This window comes from Comamonas sp. A7-5 (assembly GCF_039581385.1).
Taxonomy (GTDB): domain Bacteria; phylum Pseudomonadota; class Gammaproteobacteria; order Burkholderiales; family Burkholderiaceae_C; genus Comamonas; species Comamonas thiooxydans.
This window is the reverse complement of sequence record NZ_JBCPWO010000007.1, coordinates 165348-181624: the sequence shown is the minus strand read 5'-3', so window position 1 is coordinate 181624 and position 16277 is coordinate 165348. Positions and strand designations below refer to the sequence as shown.

General features: G+C 59.9%; 24 protein-coding genes. 18 read left to right on the top strand and 6 right to left on the bottom strand.

The annotated features are described in order from the left end of the window. The first annotated feature begins 137 nt into the window (after positions 1-137). The 11 genes from rplC to AAIL67_RS14860 all read left to right on the top strand — a co-directional run bounded on the left by rplC (position 138) and on the right by AAIL67_RS14860 (position 5617). Positions 138-812, top strand: coding sequence for a 50S ribosomal protein L3 (rplC, locus tag AAIL67_RS14910; RefSeq protein ID WP_003059417.1), 675 nt, complete (start codon positions 138-140; stop codon positions 810-812). Further along, entirely contained in the window at positions 812-1435 is a 624-nt protein-coding gene (gene rplD, locus AAIL67_RS14905; protein ID WP_003065421.1) for a 50S ribosomal protein L4, read from the top strand. Before rplC ends, rplD begins: the two co-directional genes overlap by 1 nt. Then, positions 1432-1746, top strand: a complete 315-nt coding sequence (gene rplW, locus AAIL67_RS14900; protein ID WP_003059415.1) for a 50S ribosomal protein L23 — start codon at positions 1432-1434, stop codon at positions 1744-1746. Before rplD ends, rplW begins: the two co-directional genes overlap by 4 nt. 2 nt (positions 1747-1748) lie before the next feature. Beyond that, entirely contained in the window at positions 1749-2573 is an 825-nt protein-coding gene (rplB, locus tag AAIL67_RS14895) for a 50S ribosomal protein L2 (protein WP_003059414.1), read from the top strand. A 10-nt stretch (positions 2574-2583) separates the two neighbouring features. Next, complete coding sequence (gene rpsS, locus AAIL67_RS14890; protein WP_003059413.1) at positions 2584-2859, top strand: 30S ribosomal protein S19; 276 nt, start codon at positions 2584-2586, stop codon at positions 2857-2859. A 10-nt stretch (positions 2860-2869) separates the two neighbouring features. Then, entirely contained in the window at positions 2870-3202 is a 333-nt protein-coding gene (rplV, locus tag AAIL67_RS14885) for a 50S ribosomal protein L22 (RefSeq protein WP_003059408.1), read from the top strand. Positions 3203-3218: 16 nt separating this feature from the next. Further along, entirely contained in the window at positions 3219-4088 is an 870-nt protein-coding gene (gene rpsC / locus AAIL67_RS14880; protein ID WP_003059406.1) for a 30S ribosomal protein S3, read from the top strand. Between the two features lie 2 nt (positions 4089-4090). Continuing rightward, a complete protein-coding gene (gene rplP / locus AAIL67_RS14875) occupies positions 4091-4507 on the top strand; it encodes a 50S ribosomal protein L16 (RefSeq protein WP_003059405.1) in 417 nt (138 codons plus the stop codon). Between the two features lie 10 nt (positions 4508-4517). Continuing rightward, positions 4518-4715 carry a 50S ribosomal protein L29 gene (rpmC, locus tag AAIL67_RS14870; RefSeq protein WP_003059403.1) on the top strand — a complete coding sequence of 66 codons (198 nt, stop codon included), beginning with the start codon at positions 4518-4520 and terminating at the stop codon, positions 4713-4715. Positions 4716-4724: 9 nt separating this feature from the next. Further along, on the top strand, positions 4725-4994 hold the full coding sequence (gene rpsQ / locus AAIL67_RS14865; protein ID WP_003059401.1) for a 30S ribosomal protein S17: 270 nt from the start codon (positions 4725-4727) through the stop codon (positions 4992-4994). A gap of 116 nt (positions 4995-5110) precedes the next feature. Beyond that, positions 5111-5617, top strand: a complete 507-nt coding sequence (locus AAIL67_RS14860; RefSeq protein ID WP_003065420.1) for a peroxiredoxin — start codon at positions 5111-5113, stop codon at positions 5615-5617. A gap of 113 nt (positions 5618-5730) precedes the next feature. On the opposite strand, the gene AAIL67_RS14855 is transcribed toward AAIL67_RS14860, so the two are convergent. Next, positions 5731-6219 (bottom strand): GNAT family N-acetyltransferase, encoded by a 489-nt coding sequence (locus tag AAIL67_RS14855; RefSeq protein WP_063665406.1) that lies wholly within the window; start codon positions 6217-6219, stop codon positions 5731-5733. Positions 6220-6302: 83 nt separating this feature from the next. Further along, on the bottom strand, positions 6303-7007 hold the full coding sequence (locus tag AAIL67_RS14850; RefSeq protein WP_063665410.1) for a DUF4017 family protein: 705 nt from the start codon (positions 7005-7007) through the stop codon (positions 6303-6305). A 150-nt stretch (positions 7008-7157) separates the two neighbouring features. Between AAIL67_RS14850 and AAIL67_RS14845 the strand changes: the two genes are divergently transcribed. Then, positions 7158-7604, top strand: coding sequence for a cytochrome c (locus tag AAIL67_RS14845; protein ID WP_034359043.1), 447 nt, complete (start codon positions 7158-7160; stop codon positions 7602-7604). A 201-nt stretch (positions 7605-7805) separates the two neighbouring features. Here AAIL67_RS14845 and AAIL67_RS14840 read toward each other — a convergent pair whose 3' ends face one another. Further along, a complete protein-coding gene (locus AAIL67_RS14840) occupies positions 7806-8318 on the bottom strand; it encodes a TlpA disulfide reductase family protein (protein WP_034359045.1) in 513 nt (170 codons plus the stop codon). A gap of 150 nt (positions 8319-8468) precedes the next feature. Here AAIL67_RS14840 and AAIL67_RS14835 point away from each other — a divergent pair, with 150 nt between their 5' ends. From AAIL67_RS14835 to AAIL67_RS14815, 5 genes are all read left to right on the top strand, one after another. Beyond that, the gene (locus AAIL67_RS14835; protein WP_343484294.1) at positions 8469-9035 is read left to right on the top strand and encodes a hypothetical protein; all 567 of its coding nucleotides are present in this window, start codon (positions 8469-8471) and stop codon (positions 9033-9035) included. A gap of 96 nt (positions 9036-9131) precedes the next feature. Continuing rightward, positions 9132-9587 carry a PTS fructose transporter subunit IIA gene (locus tag AAIL67_RS14830; RefSeq protein WP_034359049.1) on the top strand — a complete coding sequence of 152 codons (456 nt, stop codon included), beginning with the start codon at positions 9132-9134 and terminating at the stop codon, positions 9585-9587. Next, the gene (locus AAIL67_RS14825; protein WP_034407599.1) at positions 9556-9825 is read left to right on the top strand and encodes an HPr family phosphocarrier protein; all 270 of its coding nucleotides are present in this window, start codon (positions 9556-9558) and stop codon (positions 9823-9825) included. Before AAIL67_RS14830 ends, AAIL67_RS14825 begins: the two co-directional genes overlap by 32 nt. A gap of 205 nt (positions 9826-10030) precedes the next feature. Then, positions 10031-11806: a phosphoenolpyruvate--protein phosphotransferase gene (gene ptsP / locus AAIL67_RS14820; RefSeq protein WP_034359054.1), complete on the top strand. Its 1776-nt coding sequence runs from the start codon at positions 10031-10033 to the stop codon at positions 11804-11806. A gap of 42 nt (positions 11807-11848) precedes the next feature. Then, positions 11849-12898: a YwqG family protein gene (locus tag AAIL67_RS14815; RefSeq protein ID WP_343484293.1), complete on the top strand. Its 1050-nt coding sequence runs from the start codon at positions 11849-11851 to the stop codon at positions 12896-12898. 490 nt (positions 12899-13388) lie between these two features. Here AAIL67_RS14815 and lipA read toward each other — a convergent pair whose 3' ends face one another. From lipA to AAIL67_RS14800, 3 genes are read right to left on the bottom strand one after another with little or no spacing between them, the layout of a single operon-like run. Continuing rightward, on the bottom strand, positions 13389-14369 hold the full coding sequence (gene lipA / locus AAIL67_RS14810; protein ID WP_003059385.1) for a lipoyl synthase: 981 nt from the start codon (positions 14367-14369) through the stop codon (positions 13389-13391). Between the two features lie 10 nt (positions 14370-14379). Next, the gene (gene lipB, locus AAIL67_RS14805) at positions 14380-15072 is read right to left on the bottom strand and encodes a lipoyl(octanoyl) transferase LipB (protein WP_034359058.1); all 693 of its coding nucleotides are present in this window, start codon (positions 15070-15072) and stop codon (positions 14380-14382) included. 41 nt (positions 15073-15113) lie between these two features. Next, entirely contained in the window at positions 15114-15431 is a 318-nt protein-coding gene (locus AAIL67_RS14800) for a DUF493 family protein (protein WP_003065410.1), read from the bottom strand. A gap of 378 nt (positions 15432-15809) precedes the next feature. On the opposite strand from AAIL67_RS14800, the gene AAIL67_RS14795 reads away from it, so the two are divergent. Continuing rightward, entirely contained in the window at positions 15810-16274 is a 465-nt protein-coding gene (locus AAIL67_RS14795) for an ATP synthase subunit I (protein WP_003065409.1), read from the top strand. The last annotated feature ends 3 nt before the right edge of the window (positions 16275-16277 follow it).

Genomic DNA, 16277 nt, shown 5'->3' with positions numbered 1-16277 from the left:
AGCAGTTCGCGTTAAAATTTGGAGCTTCGCCTTTGATGCGAAGTTTTATTAACCTTCTTTTGTGTGCTAGGCATGATTGCTAAAGCACAACGCTGGGCCAATTGCAGTTTCAGCGGCAAAAGTTTTGGAGCAAACAAATGAGTCTGAGCAACTCCCTGGGGTTGCTGGGTCGCAAGGTGGGCATGATGCGTCTGTTCACTGATGATGGGGACGCAGTGCCTGTCACAGTGGTGGATGTTTCTAACAACCGCGTGACTCAGGTCAAAACCCAAGAGAACGATGGCTATGTGGCCCTGCAGGTCACTTTCGGTGCACGCAAGGCTTCTCGCGTGACCAAGCCTCAAGCCGGCCACCTCGCCAAGGCGGGTGTCGAAGCCGGTGAAGTGACCCGTGAATTCCGCGTGACTGATGAAACCGCTGGCAAGTATGCCGCTGGTGCCGTTCTGCCTGTGGCAGAACTGTTCAGCGTTGGCCAGAAGGTGGACGTGCAAGGCACCTCCATCGGTAAGGGTTACGCCGGCACGATCAAGCGCCACAACTTCAGTTCGCAGCGCGCTTCGCACGGTAACAGCCGTTCGCACAATGTTCCCGGTTCTATCGGTATGGCACAAGACCCCGGTCGCGTGTTCCCCGGTAAGCGTATGACTGGCCACATGGGCGACGAAACCGTCACTACTCAAAACCTCGACGTGGTTCGTATCGACGAAGCACGCCAACTGCTGTTGATCAAGGGTGCCATTCCTGGTGCCAAGGGTGGCTTCGTTTCCGTGCGCCCCGCGATCAAGGCTAAAGCTTCCAAAGGAGCGAACTAATGCAGCTCGAACTCCTGAATGAACAAGGCCAGGCCGCTTCCAAGGTGGAAGCTCCCGAGACTGTGTTCGGTCGTGAATTCAACGAAGATCTGGTCCACCAGCTGGTGACTGCCTACCGTGCCAACGCACGTCAAGGCACTCGCGCCCAGAAGGACCGTGAACAAGTGCGTCACACCACTGCCAAGCCTTTCAAGCAAAAGGGTACAGGCCGTGCACGTGCTGGTATGTCCTCCTCGCCTCTGTGGCGTGGCGGCGGTCGCATCTTCCCCAATCTGCCCGAAGAAAACTTCTCGCAGAAGATCAACAAGAAGATGTACCGCGCCGGTATGGCTTCCATCCTGTCTCAGCTGGCCCGCGAAGGCCGTCTGGCAGTTGTGGAATCCCTGACGCTGGATACCCCCAAGACCAAGGTGCTGGCAGACAAGTTCAAGGCTATGAACCTGTCTTCGTCGGTGATGGTGATCGCTGAAGAAATCGACGAGAACCTGTACCTGGCATCCCGCAATCTGAAGAACGTGTTCGTGGTTGAGCCGCGCTATGCAGACCCCGTGTCGCTGGTGCACTACAAGAAAGTGCTCGTCACCAAGGGTGCGATCGACAAACTCAAGGAGATGTTCGCATGAGCACTACCAAGTTTGACGAAGGTCGTCTGATGCAAGTGCTGGTCGCTCCCATCGTGTCCGAAAAGGCCACTCTGGTTGCTGAAAAGTCCAATGCTGTGACATTCAAGGTGCTGCAGAACGCTACCAAGCCCGAAATCAAGGCCGCTGTGGAATTGATGTTCAAGGTTGAAGTGGCTGGCGTGTCTGTGGTGAACACCAAGGGCAAGACCAAGCGCTTTGGCAAGACCGTGGGCCGTCGCGACAATGTGCGCAAGGCATACGTGATGCTCAAGCCCGGTCAAGAGCTGAACCTGTCTGGGGAGGCTGCGTAATCATGGCTGTTATCAAGCTCAAACCTACGACCCCCGGCCAACGCGGCGCGGTGAAGGTTACTCGCGACCACCTGCACAAGGGTGAGGGTTTTGCCCCCCTGCTGGAAGCTCAATTCCAGAAGGCCGGTCGTAATAACAACGGTCACATCACAACTCGCCACAAGGGCGGTGGTCACAAGCACCACTACCGTGTGGTGGACTTCAAGCGCAACAAGGACGGTATCCCCGCCAAGGTTGAGCGCATTGAATACGACCCCAACCGTACTGCCCACATCGCTCTGGTGTGCTACGCAGACGGCGAGCGTCGCTACGTCATTGCTCCTCGCAACCTGGAAGTCGGCGCTACCATCATCAGCGGCTCCGAAGCTCCTATCCGCGTGGGCAACACCCTGCCTATCCGCAACATCCCCGTGGGCTCGACCATCCACTGCATCGAACTGAAGATCGGTGCTGGTGCTCAGATCGCTCGCTCGGCTGGTACCTCCGCCACTCTGCTGGCTCGCGAAGGCATCTACGCTCAAGTGCGTATGCGTTCGGGCGAAGTCCGCAAGGTGCACATCGAGTGCCGCGCCACCATCGGTGAAGTTGCCAACGAAGAACACAGCCTGCGCCGTCTGGGCAAGGCCGGTGTGAAGCGTTGGATGGGTATTCGTCCTACCGTCCGCGGTACGGTCATGAACCCTGTCGACCACCCGCACGGTGGTGGTGAAGGTAAGACCGGTGAAGGCCGTCACCCAGTTGACCCATGGGGCAATCTGACGAAGGGCTACCGCACCCGTAACAACAAGCGCACACAGACCATGATCGTGTCGCGCCGTAAGAAGTAAGGGGTAGCAAATGACTCGTTCTCTTAAAAAGGGTCCGTTTGTTGACCATCACTTGCTGGCCAAGGTCGAAAAGGCCATCGCCACCAAGGACAAGAAGCCAGTGAAGACCTGGTCGCGTCGCTCCATGGTCCTGCCCGAGTTCATCGGTCTGACCATTGCCGTGCACAACGGCAAGCAACACGTGCCGGTTTATGTGACTGACCAGATGGTTGGCCACAAGCTGGGTGAATTCGCGCTGACTCGTACCTTCAAGGGTCACCCTGCGGACAAGAAAGCCAAGAAGTAAGGAATAGAACATGTCTGAAACACGTGCTGTTCTCCGTGGCGTCCGCCTGTCTGTTGACAAGGGTCGCCTGGTCGCGGATCTGATCCGCGGCAAGAAGGTGGATCAAGCTCTGAACATTCTCCAGTTCACGCAGAAAAAAGCTGCCGTGATCGTGAAGAAGGTTCTGGAATCCGCTATCGCCAACGCTGAGCACAACGACGGCGCCGATATCGACGAACTGAAGGTCAAGACCATCTACGTCGAGCAAGGCACTACGCTCAAGCGTTTCACTGCTCGCGCCAAGGGCCGCGGCAACCGCATCAGCAAGCCTACCTGCCACATCTACGTGACAGTGGGTAACTGAGGCCTTAAGGAAGAATATGGGACAGAAAATCCATCCTACCGGCTTCCGTCTGGCGGTGAGCCGCAACTGGGCAAGCCGCTGGTACGCTAGCAACCGTGACTTCGCCGGCATGCTGGCCGAAGACATCAAGGTGCGCGAGTACCTGAAGGCCAAGCTGAAGAACGCCGCCGTGGCTCGCGTTCTGATCGAGCGTCCTGCCAAGAACGCCCGCATCACCATTTTCTCGGCTCGTCCGGGCGTGGTGATCGGCAAGAAGGGTGAAGACATCGAAGCTCTGAAGAAGGAACTCGCTGCTCGCCTGGGCGTGCCCGTGGCTGTGAACATCGAAGAAGTGCGCAAGCCTGAAATCGATGCCAAGCTGATCGCTGACTCCATCTGCCAACAGCTGGAAAAGCGCATCATGTTCCGCCGCGCCATGAAGCGTGCCATGCAGAACGCCATGCGTCTGGGTGCTCAAGGCATCAAGATCATGTCTTCCGGTCGTCTGAACGGTATCGAAATCGCTCGTACCGAGTGGTACCGCGAAGGCCGCGTGCCTCTGCACACTCTGCGTGCCGACATCGACTACGGCTTCTCCGAAGCCAAGACGACTTACGGCATCATCGGCGTGAAGGTCTGGGTCTACAAGGGTGACACCCTGGGCCGCAACGATCTGCCCGCCGTGGAAACGCCCCGTCCTGAAGACGAGCGTCGTCCTCGTGGTCCCCGTCGTGACGGTCGCCGTGATGGCCGTGATGGCGCTGGCCGTGGTGGCCGTCGTCCCGCAGGCACCAATGCCGCTCCTGCCGATGGCAGCGACAAGCCTGCTGGCGCTGGTGCTGATTCCGTTAAGCGCGTTCGTAAGGCCGACGCGCCCGCTACAGCAGCGGACGGTAAAGGAGAATAAACATGCTGCAACCTGCACGCCGCAAGTTCCGTAAGGAACAAAAAGGCCGCAACACCGGCATCGCTACCCGTGGCAACTCCGTTGCCTTCGGCGATTTCGGTTTGAAGTCTACTGACCGTGGTCGTCTGACCGCACGCCAGATCGAAGCTGCACGTCGTGCAATTTCCCGTCACGTCAAGCGTGGTGGTCGTATCTGGATCCGCGTGTTCCCGGACAAGCCCATCTCTACCAAGCCCGCCGAAGTGCGTATGGGTAACGGTAAGGGCAACCCCGAGTACTACGTGGCCGAAATCCAGCCCGGCAAGGTGATCTACGAAATCGTGGGTGTGCCTGAAGAGCTGGCCCGTGAAGCGTTCCGCCTGGCTGCTGCAAAGCTGCCTCTGCGCACGACCTTCGTGTCCCGTCACATTGGTGCTTAAGGAGATCAACATGACGAAATCTGCTGAACTCCGCCAAAAAGACGTGGCTGGTCTGGAAGCTGAAGTGAAGTCCCTGCAAAAGGCTCACTTCGGTCTGCGCATGCAAAAGGCCACGCAACAACTGGGCAACACTGCGACCATCAAGGCTACACGCCGTGACATCGCTCGTGCCAAGACCATCCTTGCTGAAAAGCAAGCCGCCAAGTAAGGAGCCGACATGACGGAAGCTAAAACATCCCTCAAGCGCACCTTGATTGGCAAGGTGGTCAGCGACAAGCGTGCCAAGACTGTGACCGTTCTGGTGGAACGCCGCGTCAAGCACCCCATCTACGACAAGATCATGATCAAGTCGAGCAAGTACCACGCTCACGACGAGCAAGGTGAGTACAAGCTGGGTGACGTGGTTGAAATCACCGAGAGCCGTCCTCTCTCCAAGACCAAGAACTGGGTTGCTACCCGCTTGGTTCAAAAGGCTGCTCTGGTGTAAGCCTAACCAGGCCCGCCGGCTGCAAAGCCCTTGAAAACGACCCACAATGCTGTGGGTCGTTTTTTTATTTGGGCCGCCAAGAATGCGGTCCGTGCTTTGCAACAAAGGAGATAGTCATGATTAAAGTTGGTGATGCCCTGCCCGCAGTGACCTTGATGGAATATGTGGAAGTGGAAGGCAATGGCTGCAGCCTTGGTCCCAACCCCGTGAAGCTGCCCGAGGCTCTGGCCGGCAAGACTATTGCCGTGTTTGCCGTGCCCGGCGCATTCACGCCCACCTGCTCCGAAAAGCACCTGCCAGGCTATGTGGCCAAGGCCGAAGAGCTCAAGGCTGCCGGCGTGGACGAAATCTGGTGCCTGGCCGTGAACGATGCTTTCGTGATGGGCGCCTGGGGCCGCGATCAGAAGGTGGCTGGCAAGGTGCGCATGATTGCCGACGGCGATGCGGCATTCGCCAAGGCGACCGGCCTGACGCTGGACCTGAACGGCAAGGGCCTGGGCCTGCGCGCCAACCGCTTCTCCATGCTGGTCAAGGACGGCAAGGTTGCGACCCTGAACGTGGAAGCTCCCGGCAAGTTTGAAGTCAGCGATGCCGGCACCATGCTGGCTCAAGCCAAGGCTTGATGGCTGAAGCCCTGAGTTGCTGCGCGCGGGAATGACGCTCTCGCCGCAAGGCGGCTTGGCGCCACAGAAAAAAGGCATTGCCAAACTGGCAATGCCTTTTTCGCATCAGAGGTTCAGAACAGATTCGCCTTGAGGTAGTGCGCGCCTGGAAGCGGATTGTGATAGTAGGGTTCGATGGGCTCGAAGCCCAGGTCCACATACAGTGCGCGGGCAGACTCCATGTCGTCCAGTGTGTCGAGCAGCACATGGTCATAGCCTGCCTGGCGGGCTATGTCGAGCATGGCTTCGGCCAGTTGACGCCCCAGGCCGAAGCCACGAAAAGCCTTGCGCACGAACAGGCGCTTCATCTCGGCGGCATTGGGGTAGTCCGAGTCGTCCAGAGGACGCAGTGCGCAGCAGCCCGCAATGCTGCCATCCACGCGAGCCAGCAGAATCTGCCCACGAGGCGCAGCATATTCGCCAGGGAGGGCGGCGAGTTCGGATTCGAATCCTTGAAATTCCAGGTCGATGTTCAGGCTGTCCGCATACTCCTGAAAGATCTGGCGCACAGCATCCATTTCCTCCAGGCTGGGCGTCAGCAAGTCCACGGCAGGCTTGTCCACGGCAACTAGGCAATGATGAAAGAAGGCCCAGTGTAGCGGCAAGTGCTTTACATGGTTAAAGCAGCTGCCTGCAGCGTCAGAACTCAGAAAGCAGCGCTCTGGCCCAGTTGATGGACCCACCAGGAGAGAGCGCTTGCCACCACGGCCAGCAATGCGGCCAGAACCCGGGTGCTGGCGGTGTCGCGGCTCGCAGCAACGGGTTCCTCCAGCAATTTGTCGCCCGTGACCATGGCCGGGACCAGTTTGTCGCCCTTGAGGCTGTAGCCGATGAGGGCCAGCAGATGCAGTGCGACCAGTGCGTAAATCAGGTACTGGCCCCAGTGGGCGTGGTAGTTGGTTGCCTTGGAGATCAGCTCGCCGGACACAAAACGCGTCAACGGTCCGCTGAAGGCAATTTCATCATCGCTCATCAGCCCGCTTGCTATCTGCGCTATCAGAACGATTAGCATCGCGATGACCGACAGCGAGCCCAGCGGGTTGTGGCCTGCGCGGTCCTGCGTGGTCGACGCGCCACTGAGATAACGCCTCATGGCCGCCGCAGAAGGGATGAAGCTGCCAAAGCGCGACCAGTACCCGCCGACCAGGCCCCAGAGAATGCGAAAGATCAGCAAGGCCAGCACGACCTGTCCCAGCAGCAGATGCCAGTTCATGGCATTGCCGCCCATCTTGGCGGTGACCACCAGGGCCACGATGCAGATTGCCAGCAGCCAGTGAAACAGCCGGGTGGGCAGATCCCAGATGCGTACCTTGTGTGGCCCTGCTGCGGCAGGTCGAATAGGGTTTGTCATGGCTTGTTCATCGCGAATCGACACCGGCATTGTGCCTGCATGGCGTCGAAAGCCAAGTCCGGAAGGGGCCGTGCGTGCTTTCATGTTCCTCTGCCATACTGGACAGGCAGCCGCCTGCGGCAGGCTGTAGAACCAAGAAAGGATACCCCGATGAAAGCTTTTTCCACTCTGGCATTCGCTGCTGTGGTTGCCACCGTGGCCCTGCCTGCCTCGGCACAGTTCGCCAAGGCTGAAGATGCCATCAAATACCGCCAGAGCGCCTTGAGCGTGCTGGGCACGCATTTCAGCCGTCTGGGCGCCATGGCGAATGGCAAGATGCCCTTCGATGCCAAGAGCGCGCAGGAAAGTGCGGAAATTGTGGCCTTCATGTCCAAGCTGCCCTGGGCCGGCTTCGGCGCCGGCACCGAAGGCGGCAAGGCCAAGCCCGAGGTGTGGAAGGAGCAGGCCAAGTTCCATGATCTGTCGGGCAAGATGGAAGCAGAAGTCGTCAAGCTCAATGCTGCCGCCAAGACCGGCAATCTGGACAATCTCAAGACGGCTTTCGGCCCGGCCGCCAATAGCTGCAAGAGCTGCCACGACAGCTTCCGGAATAAGTAGCCCCCTGAGCCGCTGCGCGGCTTCCCCCCAGGGGGACAGCATCTTCGCTGCGGAGCGGCCCTTGCTTGATGCTCCAGGCATGAAAAAACCGACCATTGGTCGGTTTTTTTTTGTGAGCTGCTGTCGCTTGCTATTTCTGTGTTTTAGGCGCTTTTGATATTGAAGTTGCCTGCTATCAAGCGCTGTCAGCTCTGGTTTTTATCAAGCTGCAGCTGGTTCTGCCAGCAGCTTCTCGATCAGCTTGTGCAGTTGCTCAAAGTCAGGCGCGCCGATATAGCTTTTCACGATCTCGCCGCGCTTGTTGACGATGAAGGTGGTGGGGGTGAGTTGCACATCGCCCCAGGCCTTGGCCACGCTGCCGGTGTTGTCCAGCGCGACCTGGAAGGGCAGCTTGCGCGATTCGACAAAGTTCACGACATAGCTGGGCGGGTCGTAGCTCATGGCCACGGCCAGGGTGTCAAAGCCCTTGCCCTGGTACTTCTGGTAGGTGCTGATGATCTCGGGCATCTCTGCCACGCAGGTGGTGCAGCTGGTGGCCCAGAAGTTCACCAGCGTCACCTTGCCCTTGAGGTCGGCGGTGGTTTTCTGGCTGCCGTCCAGCAGCACAAATGTGGATTGCGGAGCCGCGGTCTGCCCTGCACCCGAATACACCCAGGCCCCGACGCCGATGACGGCGGCCGCCACAATGCCTGCGATCCAATGTTTGCTTGCCATAGAGTTTGATTGTGCACAAATCTTCAGCATCTTGCTGATCTGTGGGTTGGTGTGTCAAACCCGCTGAAAGTTCAGTTCTACTGCTTGACCCACGGGTCAACCCTAGGCTTGTGTGACAGGTCGGGCCCGTGCCGCTGCCGATAATGGGCCATGAAGAAAACAGGACTCTGGGCGGTGAACTTGCTTGCCGGTTGCGCGCTGCTGCTGGCAGCCTGCAGCCCGGCGCTGAACTGGCGTACCACCCAGCTCAAGGATGCGCCGCTGCAAGCACTCTTGCCCTGCGATGCGCAAACAGCCACCCGGCCGATAGAGCTGGGGCTGGGTCAGGTACAGCTGTCGGTCGTGGGCTGCGAGGCCCAGGGCGCGACCTATGCGGTGTCGCATTTCGCCGTGGCCGAGCCTGCACGTGCTGCCGAGGCACTGACGTTCTGGCAGCAGGCAGTGCTGGCGCAGCTGAAGTCGGCAGACGGTGCTGCCGCAAGGCTCGATGCCAGGGGCGATGGCCTGTGGGTGCCCAAGGGCACGTTGAACCTGCCGCAGTCCTTGCGCATGACCTTCGAGGGGCTCGGTCCCCGGGGGCAGAAAGTGGTGGGGCATGGTCTGTGGTTTGCTCGCCTGGAGGGCAGTGGCGCCAGGGTCTATCACGCAGTGATCTATGCCGACAAGCTCAGGTCTGCCGAGGCCGAGATGTTTTTTTCGGGTCTGCAATTGCAATAAGGCCCATCCAGATCATGAGCTTTGTGCTTCATCCACCTCATTGCCCTTGTTGATGGCGGCAACAGGCCATAATTTGCTTTCAAGAACTGTGACTACATGACCACGCGCATTCTTTTGCTCACTCACGCTCCTCTGGCCGCTGCATTGCGCGAATGCGCCCTGCATGTGTTTGCCGATAGCGCTGACGACTTGCTGGCCCTGGACGTGCCTTCCGAAGAGGCGCCCGAGGCCACGCTGGAGCGCGCCCTGGCCATGCTGGTGGCGCATGGCGGTCTGGATGCACCGACCCTGGTGCTGACCGATCTGTTTGGCGCCACCCCATGCAATGTGGCCCAGCGTCTCACGGGCCTGTTGCAGGCCAGGCTGGTGGCGGGCGTGAACCTGCCCATGCTTTTGCGCTCCATAGGCTATCGGCATGAGCCGCTGGATGCCCTGGTTTCGCGGGCCATGGTGGGCGGCAGCCAGGGGGTGATGCAGGTAGCCGGCAGTTCCCGACAAAATCAAAGCGCACGACCTTCCAATGATCAAGACCAATATCACCATCAGCAATAAATTGGGCCTGCATGCCCGTGCATCGGCCAAGCTCACCAAGCTCGCCGGCAGCTTCCCCTGCGAGGTCTGGCTGACCAAGGGCGAGCGCCGCGTCAATGCCAAGAGCATCATGGGCGTGATGATGCTGGCGGCGGGCATAGGCTCCGAGCTGGAGCTGGAAACCGATGGCGTGCAGGAGCAGGAAGCCACGGATGCGCTGGTGGCCCTGATCAATGACAAGTTTGGCGAAGGCCAGTAAAGGCTGCCTCGCCTGTGCCGCGGCTTGACCGCGTGCAGGTGGCAGTTGGACGGTTAGCTCTTTTGATAGCAGGCAGGGTCTTGCTGTTAATGAAGTAGAGCGGTTTTGATGCTGTAGTGCAGCGATAGTTGGCGCTGACTGCTGCAAAAACAAGAGCAAGAAGCAAGCAAAAAGCAATCGCGAAATTCGCGAAAGGGCATTCGCCATGACATTTGCCATCCACGGCCTGGCCGTCTCACGGGGGGTTGCCATCGGGCGCGCGGTCGTTGTGGCCTCCAGTCGCATGGAGGTGGTGCACTACTTCATCCGGCCCGATCAGGTGGAGTCGGAGATCCAGCGTGCCCGCACGGCACGCAATGCGGTGATTGATGAGCTGCGCCGGCTTCAGGAGGAAATGCCCAAGGATGCACCTGGCGAGCTTGATGCGCTGCTCGATGTGCATCTGATGCTGCTGCAGGACCAGGCGCTGGCCGAGGCCATCCGCAACTGGATCTCGGAGCGTCTGTATAACGCCGAATGGGCGCTGACCACGCAGCTGGAAATCGTCTCGCGCCAGTTCGACGAGATGGACGACGAGTACCTGCGCGAGCGCAAGGCCGATCTGGAGCAGGTAGTGGAGCGCATTCTGCGCCACATGAAGGGCGCGGCCAGTCCGCTTGCGCAGGTTGCTCCACCGTTGTCTCCGACGGGCGCTGCACCTGCAACCGATGGACAGCAGCTGCCTCTCGACGTCACCACGGAAACCCCGCTGGTGCTGGTGGCACAAGACCTGTCGCCAGCGGACATGCTGCAGTTCAAGAGCAAGGTCTTTGCGGGCTTCATCACGGCCGTGGGCGGCAAGACCAGCCACACGGCCATCGTCGCACGCAGCATGGACATTCCGGCCGTGGTTGGCGCGCGGGCCGCAAGCCAGCTGATTCGCCAGGATGACTGGGTCATCATCGACGGCAACGAGGGCGTGGTCATCGTGGACCCCACGCCCATCATCCTGGCGGAGTACAGCTTTCGCCAGCGCCAGACCGAACTGGAGCGCGAGCGCCTGACCCGTCTGCGCTACACGCCGTCCCTCACCATGGATGGGCAGAAGGTGGAGTTGCTGGCCAATATCGAGCAGCCCAGCGACGGGGCTGCTGCCGTGCGTGCTGGCGCAGTCGGGGTGGGGCTGTTCCGTACCGAGTTTCTGTTCATGGGGCGCAGCGGCAATCTGCCAGGCGAGGAAGAGCAGTACCGTGCCTATCGCGAGGCCATAGACGGCATGCAAGGCATGCCGGTCACCATCCGCACGCTGGATGTGGGGGCCGACAAGCCGCTGGACAAGGCACAGCCCAAGGACTACTACCTCAACCCCGCGCTGGGCCTGCGCGCCATACGCTGGAGTCTGGCCGACCCCGTGATGTTCCGCACCCAGCTGCGCGCCGTTCTGCGCGCGGCGGCGCACGGGCAGATCAAGCTGCTGTTTCCCATGCTGGCCCATCGCAGCGAGATCGAGCAGACCCTGGCCCAGTTGCGCCAGGCGCAGCATGAGCTCGATGTGCGCGGCGTCGCCTACGGCCCGGTCAAGCTGGGCGCCATGATCGAGATTCCGGCGGCCGCCCTGACGGTGCGCAGCTTTCTCCAATATTTCGACTTTCTGTCCATAGGCACCAACGACCTGATCCAGTACACGCTGGCCATCGACCGTGCCGACGAAACCGTGGCCCATCTCTATGACCCCATGCATCCGGCGGTGTTGCGCCTGGTGGCGGAGGTCATCGCAGCGGCCAATGCCGCAGGCAAGGAAGTCAGCGTTTGCGGCGAAATGGCCGGTGATCTGAGCATGACCCGGCTGCTTTTGGGCCTGGGGCTGCGCAGTTTTTCCATGCACCCCGCGCAGATTCTGGCCGTCAAGCAGGAGGTGCTGCGTGCGGACTCCAGCAAGCTTGCTCCCTGGGCCACCGAGGTGCTGGGCAGCGAATGCCCGGCGCAGATGCTGGCGCCCTGAAGAACCCAGGGAACGACCTCGAGGCCGGCAGAAAAGGGATGGATGAATTACGCACATTCGCAGGAAATCGCCCGTGCGCTCGAGCCGGTGCTGGAAGATGCAGCGCTTGCGCAGCAACTGGCTGCGCAAGCCAGGCCAGCCGTGTGGCTGCAGACCACTGCGGTGAAGGATGAAGCGGAGATTGCGTCCGGCAGCACCAAACTTGGCGGCTGTCCCGACCTGCCAGCCGGTGTGCTCTGGCCCGAGCGAGGACGCTATCCGGACCATGAGCAGCGGGTGAAGCCCCATCGCGAAAACAGCCTTGCTCCCGACAGTCGTTGGCGATGGGCCAGGCCGGAGCAAGTCCAGCTATTTCGCAAAGAGGCCTTGCAGCACGTCGCAAGGCTTGAAAGCACTTTTCCGCTGAGCTTTGTGGCGCAGATCAACTTCGCCGAAGCTCGCTCCGCCGGGACTCTGGATGCGGATTTCCCCGAGTCTGGACTGCTGTCCGTCTTCTACGACCTGATGGAGCAGCCCTGGGGTTTCGATCCTGCCGATGCCTGTGCGCTGAAGCTGATCTTCTCCGAGGGCGATGCCGAGCTCGAGCGGCGCCCGCAGCCGCCGGCGCTGCTAGAGCTGCCCGATCACTGTCAGCTCGCTCCTATGGCCTGCGAACTGCATGCCTGCGTCACGGCCTTGCCTCTGGAGAGCGCTCAGTGGGGTTCGCAGGGCCTGGCGCTTGACGAAGAGCAGCGTGACCGCTTTGTCGAATGGTGGTTCGATGACGCACAAAACGCTGCCAGCAGCGGTGGAGAGGATAGCGGTTGCCATCGCATCGGCGGCTGGCCCACGCCTGTTCAGGGTGATATGCAGACCGAATGCGCGTTGGTGGCAGCGGGGCATTACTGCGGTAATGGCGATGCCTACGCGGACGAGGCCACGCGGGCCGTACGCGATACCGCAACGCAGTGGCTTTTGCTGCTGCAGATCGGCAGCGATGAAAAAGGCGGCATGGGCTGGGGCGATGCAGGCCAGCTCTATCTGTGGATGCGCCGCGACGATCTGCGCGCACGTCGCTTTGACCGGGCGCGGTTGGTGCTGCAGTGTTGCTGAAACCCGCCTGCACCGTGGCTGCAGGTGCCAACGGTTGCGAAATGGCTGCGAAACAGGTGTTTGGAGAATTCTTTTTGTGGGAAACGAAAATTAATTGATATTGATTCTCATTTGATGTTACTATTCATCCCAGCTTGCAGCGCAGGACTCTGGTGGGGTATCAAGTGCTGCATTGCTCAGTTTCATCGTGGGGCGACTCGTCGGGCCTGTTCAGCCTGCAGTCGTTTTTGCCAGCCAGCGGTTTGCCGGTTAGCCAGGCGTTTTTTCGATGCAAACAGTAATTTATTCAAAATTCATAGCTTTTAGCGCATGATATGCAACGATTCTGCTATGAATTGACTATGTAAGCTTTACCAGAAAAGCGCATCAAGCTCCTTATTCAGGAGCTTTATTTTTTTGGAAAATACTGGGGCGTGCAGCACTGCTCATTGCATCCGGGCATGAAAAAAGCAGCCACAGGGGCTGCTTTTGTGAGTGCTGTCTTCGGTGCTCAGACGCCTGCGGCATGTGCCTGCTGGTCGGCGTGGTAGCTGGAGCGCACCATGGCGCCGACGGCGGCGTGGGTGAAGCCCATCTTGTAGGCCTCTTGCTCGAACATCTTGAAGGTGTCGGGGTGCACATAACGGCGCACGGGCAGGTGGCTGTTGGTGGGCGCCAGATACTGGCCGATGGTCAGCATGTCGATGTTGTGGGCACGCATATCGCGCATCACCTGCAGGATTTCCTCGTCCGTCTCGCCCAGGCCCACCATGATGCCGCTCTTGGTCGGCACATCGGGGTGCAGCTCCTTGAACTTCTTGAGCAGGTTCAGGCTGAACTGGTAGTCGGAGCCGGGGCGCGCCTCTTTGTACAGGCGTGGTGCGGTTTCCAGATTGTGGTTCATCACATCGGGGGGGGCCGACTTGAGGATTTCCAGCGCGCGGTCGTCACGGCCGCGGAAGTCGGGCACCAGGATCTCGATCTGCGTCTCGGGCGAGAGCTCGCGGATGTTCTTGATGCATTCCACGAAGTGGCCCGAGCCGCCGTCGCGCAGGTCGTCGCGGTCCACGCTGGTGATCACCACGTACTTCAGGCGCAGCGCGGCAATGGTGCGTGCCAGATTCAGCGGCTCGTTCACGTCCAGCGGATCGGGGCGGCCATGGCCCACGTCGCAGAAGGGGCAGCGGCGCGTGCACTTGTCGCCCATGATCATGAAGGTGGCCGTGCCCTTGCCAAAGCACTCGCCGATATTCGGGCAACTGGCTTCCTCGCAGACCGTGTGCAGATTGTTCTTGCGCAGAATGTCCTTGATCTCGTAGAAGCGCGTGCTGGGGCTGCCGGCCTTGACGCGGATCCATTCCGGCTTTTTGAGGACTTCGGCCTGCTCCACCTTCACGGGGATGCGTGCCAGCTTGGCAGCAGCCTTCTGCTTGGCCAGCGGGTTGTAGTTTTCGGCGGACTGCGCTTCGCGCACGACTTCATTGGTGCTCATGATCTTGCCTTCAGGGTGAGAGACGCGCCTTCAGCTGGCGGCCCAGCACGGATGCGGCCTCGTCCCAGGTTGTCTGTACGCCGATTGTAGAAAGGTCCACCGTTCTCAGCCCTGCGTATCCGCAAGGGTTGATTCGCAAATAAGGTTCCAAATCCATATCGACATTGAGGGCCACTCCGTGGTAGGTGCTGTGGCGGCTGACCTTGATACCCAGGGCGGCAATCTTGCCCAGGCCCTCGAAATGCGGCTCGGGCGCCGGGCTGCCCGGTTCGCGATGTTGCGGACGCTGCTCCAGCATGGCATGGCTGCGCGGATCGTCCAGGCGCACATAGATGCCGGGGGCGCCTGCCACGCGGTGGCCGGTGACGCCGAAATGATCCAGCGTGCGGATCACCGCATCTTCCAGCCGGTACACATACTCTTTGACGAAGTAGCCCATGCGCTGCAGATCCAGCAGCGGATAGGCCACCACCTGACCGGGGCCGTGATAGGTCACCTGGCCGCCGCGATTGGTTGCCACCACGGGAATATCGCCGGGGTTCAGAACATTTTCAATTTTGCCGGCCAGCCCCTGAGTGAAGTGGGGTGAGTGCTCGCATACCCATACTTCGTCACGTGTAGCCGAGTTGCGTGTGCGCGTGAACTCCTGCATCGCGACCACGGTTGCTTCATAGCCGGTGCGCCCCAGAAAGCGCAGGTCCATGGCTTCGGGGGGCTGCAAGGCGGAAGCAATCGGGTTATGGCTCACAGCACGACCTTCACCAGGGGGTGAGAGGTCAGTGCGCGGTAGGTATCGTCCAGTTGCTCGCGACTGGTGGCCGTGATGGTGATGGTCACGCCCAGGTAGTTGCCGCCAGAGCTGGGGCGCAGCTCCACCGTGCTGGCGTCAAAGCTGGGGTCGAATTTTTCGGCGATCTTGGTGATTTCATGCACCAGATGCTCATTCTTGACGCCCATCACCTTGATGGGGAACTGGCTCGGATACTCGATCAGCGAATCCTTGCGCGGGTCTTCTTGCTGGCCGTTCTCGTTGGCGGCAGATGGGTTGGGCGTGTCGCTCATGAAGAGTCCTTGGCTGGAATGAAAAATTGCCGTTGGTGAAACAGCCGGTCAATGAGTAGGAAAGATTGTGCGCCACGCCGGGCAGCCCTGCGCACGTGGGCCTAATCCATGGCTTGGCGAGGCCCGCCAACCGGCAAAGCCCCTGGCAGGCGGCAGACAATTCAGGGTAATCAGGTATTTCAATTAGGGCACACTCGCGCCGCACCAAAGCTGAGGGTGGCAGATGTTGTCACTCAGCGACAACCCTCAGGTCTTGTCAAAGACGTTTTGCGCATGACAGTATCAACCCCTATCTAACGACGGGGGTTTTTACTTATAATCAGAGGCTTTGTAAAAAAGTCTTGCCTGGTCAGCGGTGTGAAAGAAAACATGACAAACATGCCCGCTGATTTTCAGGATGAGGACGAAGTCGAAGACTTCAAGCCCCTGACTGCACAAGAAGCCTCTGCATGGCGTTCGCGCTTTCCGCAGGTTTCTGTCTGGCGCATCGTCATCGTTCAGACGCTGGTCGGCGTTATCGTGGCTTTGCTGTCGTGGTTGATGACGGGGCGAGCAGCCGCAGGCTGGTCGGCGGCGTATGGAGCGCTGGCGGTCGTGTTGCCCGCAGCGCTGTTTGCAAGAGGTGTGGTTCGTCAACGGCCGGGAGGTGCCGGGGCGGCCATGGCGGGGATTTTCGGTTGGGAACTGGTGAAGCTGGTGCTGTGCATCGCGATGTTGGCGGCTGCGCCAAAGCTGGTTCCCGATCTCAGTTGGCTGGCGTTGCTGGCCGGTTTGATTGTTGTGATGAAAACGTATTGGGTTGCACTGCTGGTGCGATCCAGTGTCCGAAAAACTGAAGCTTAAGAA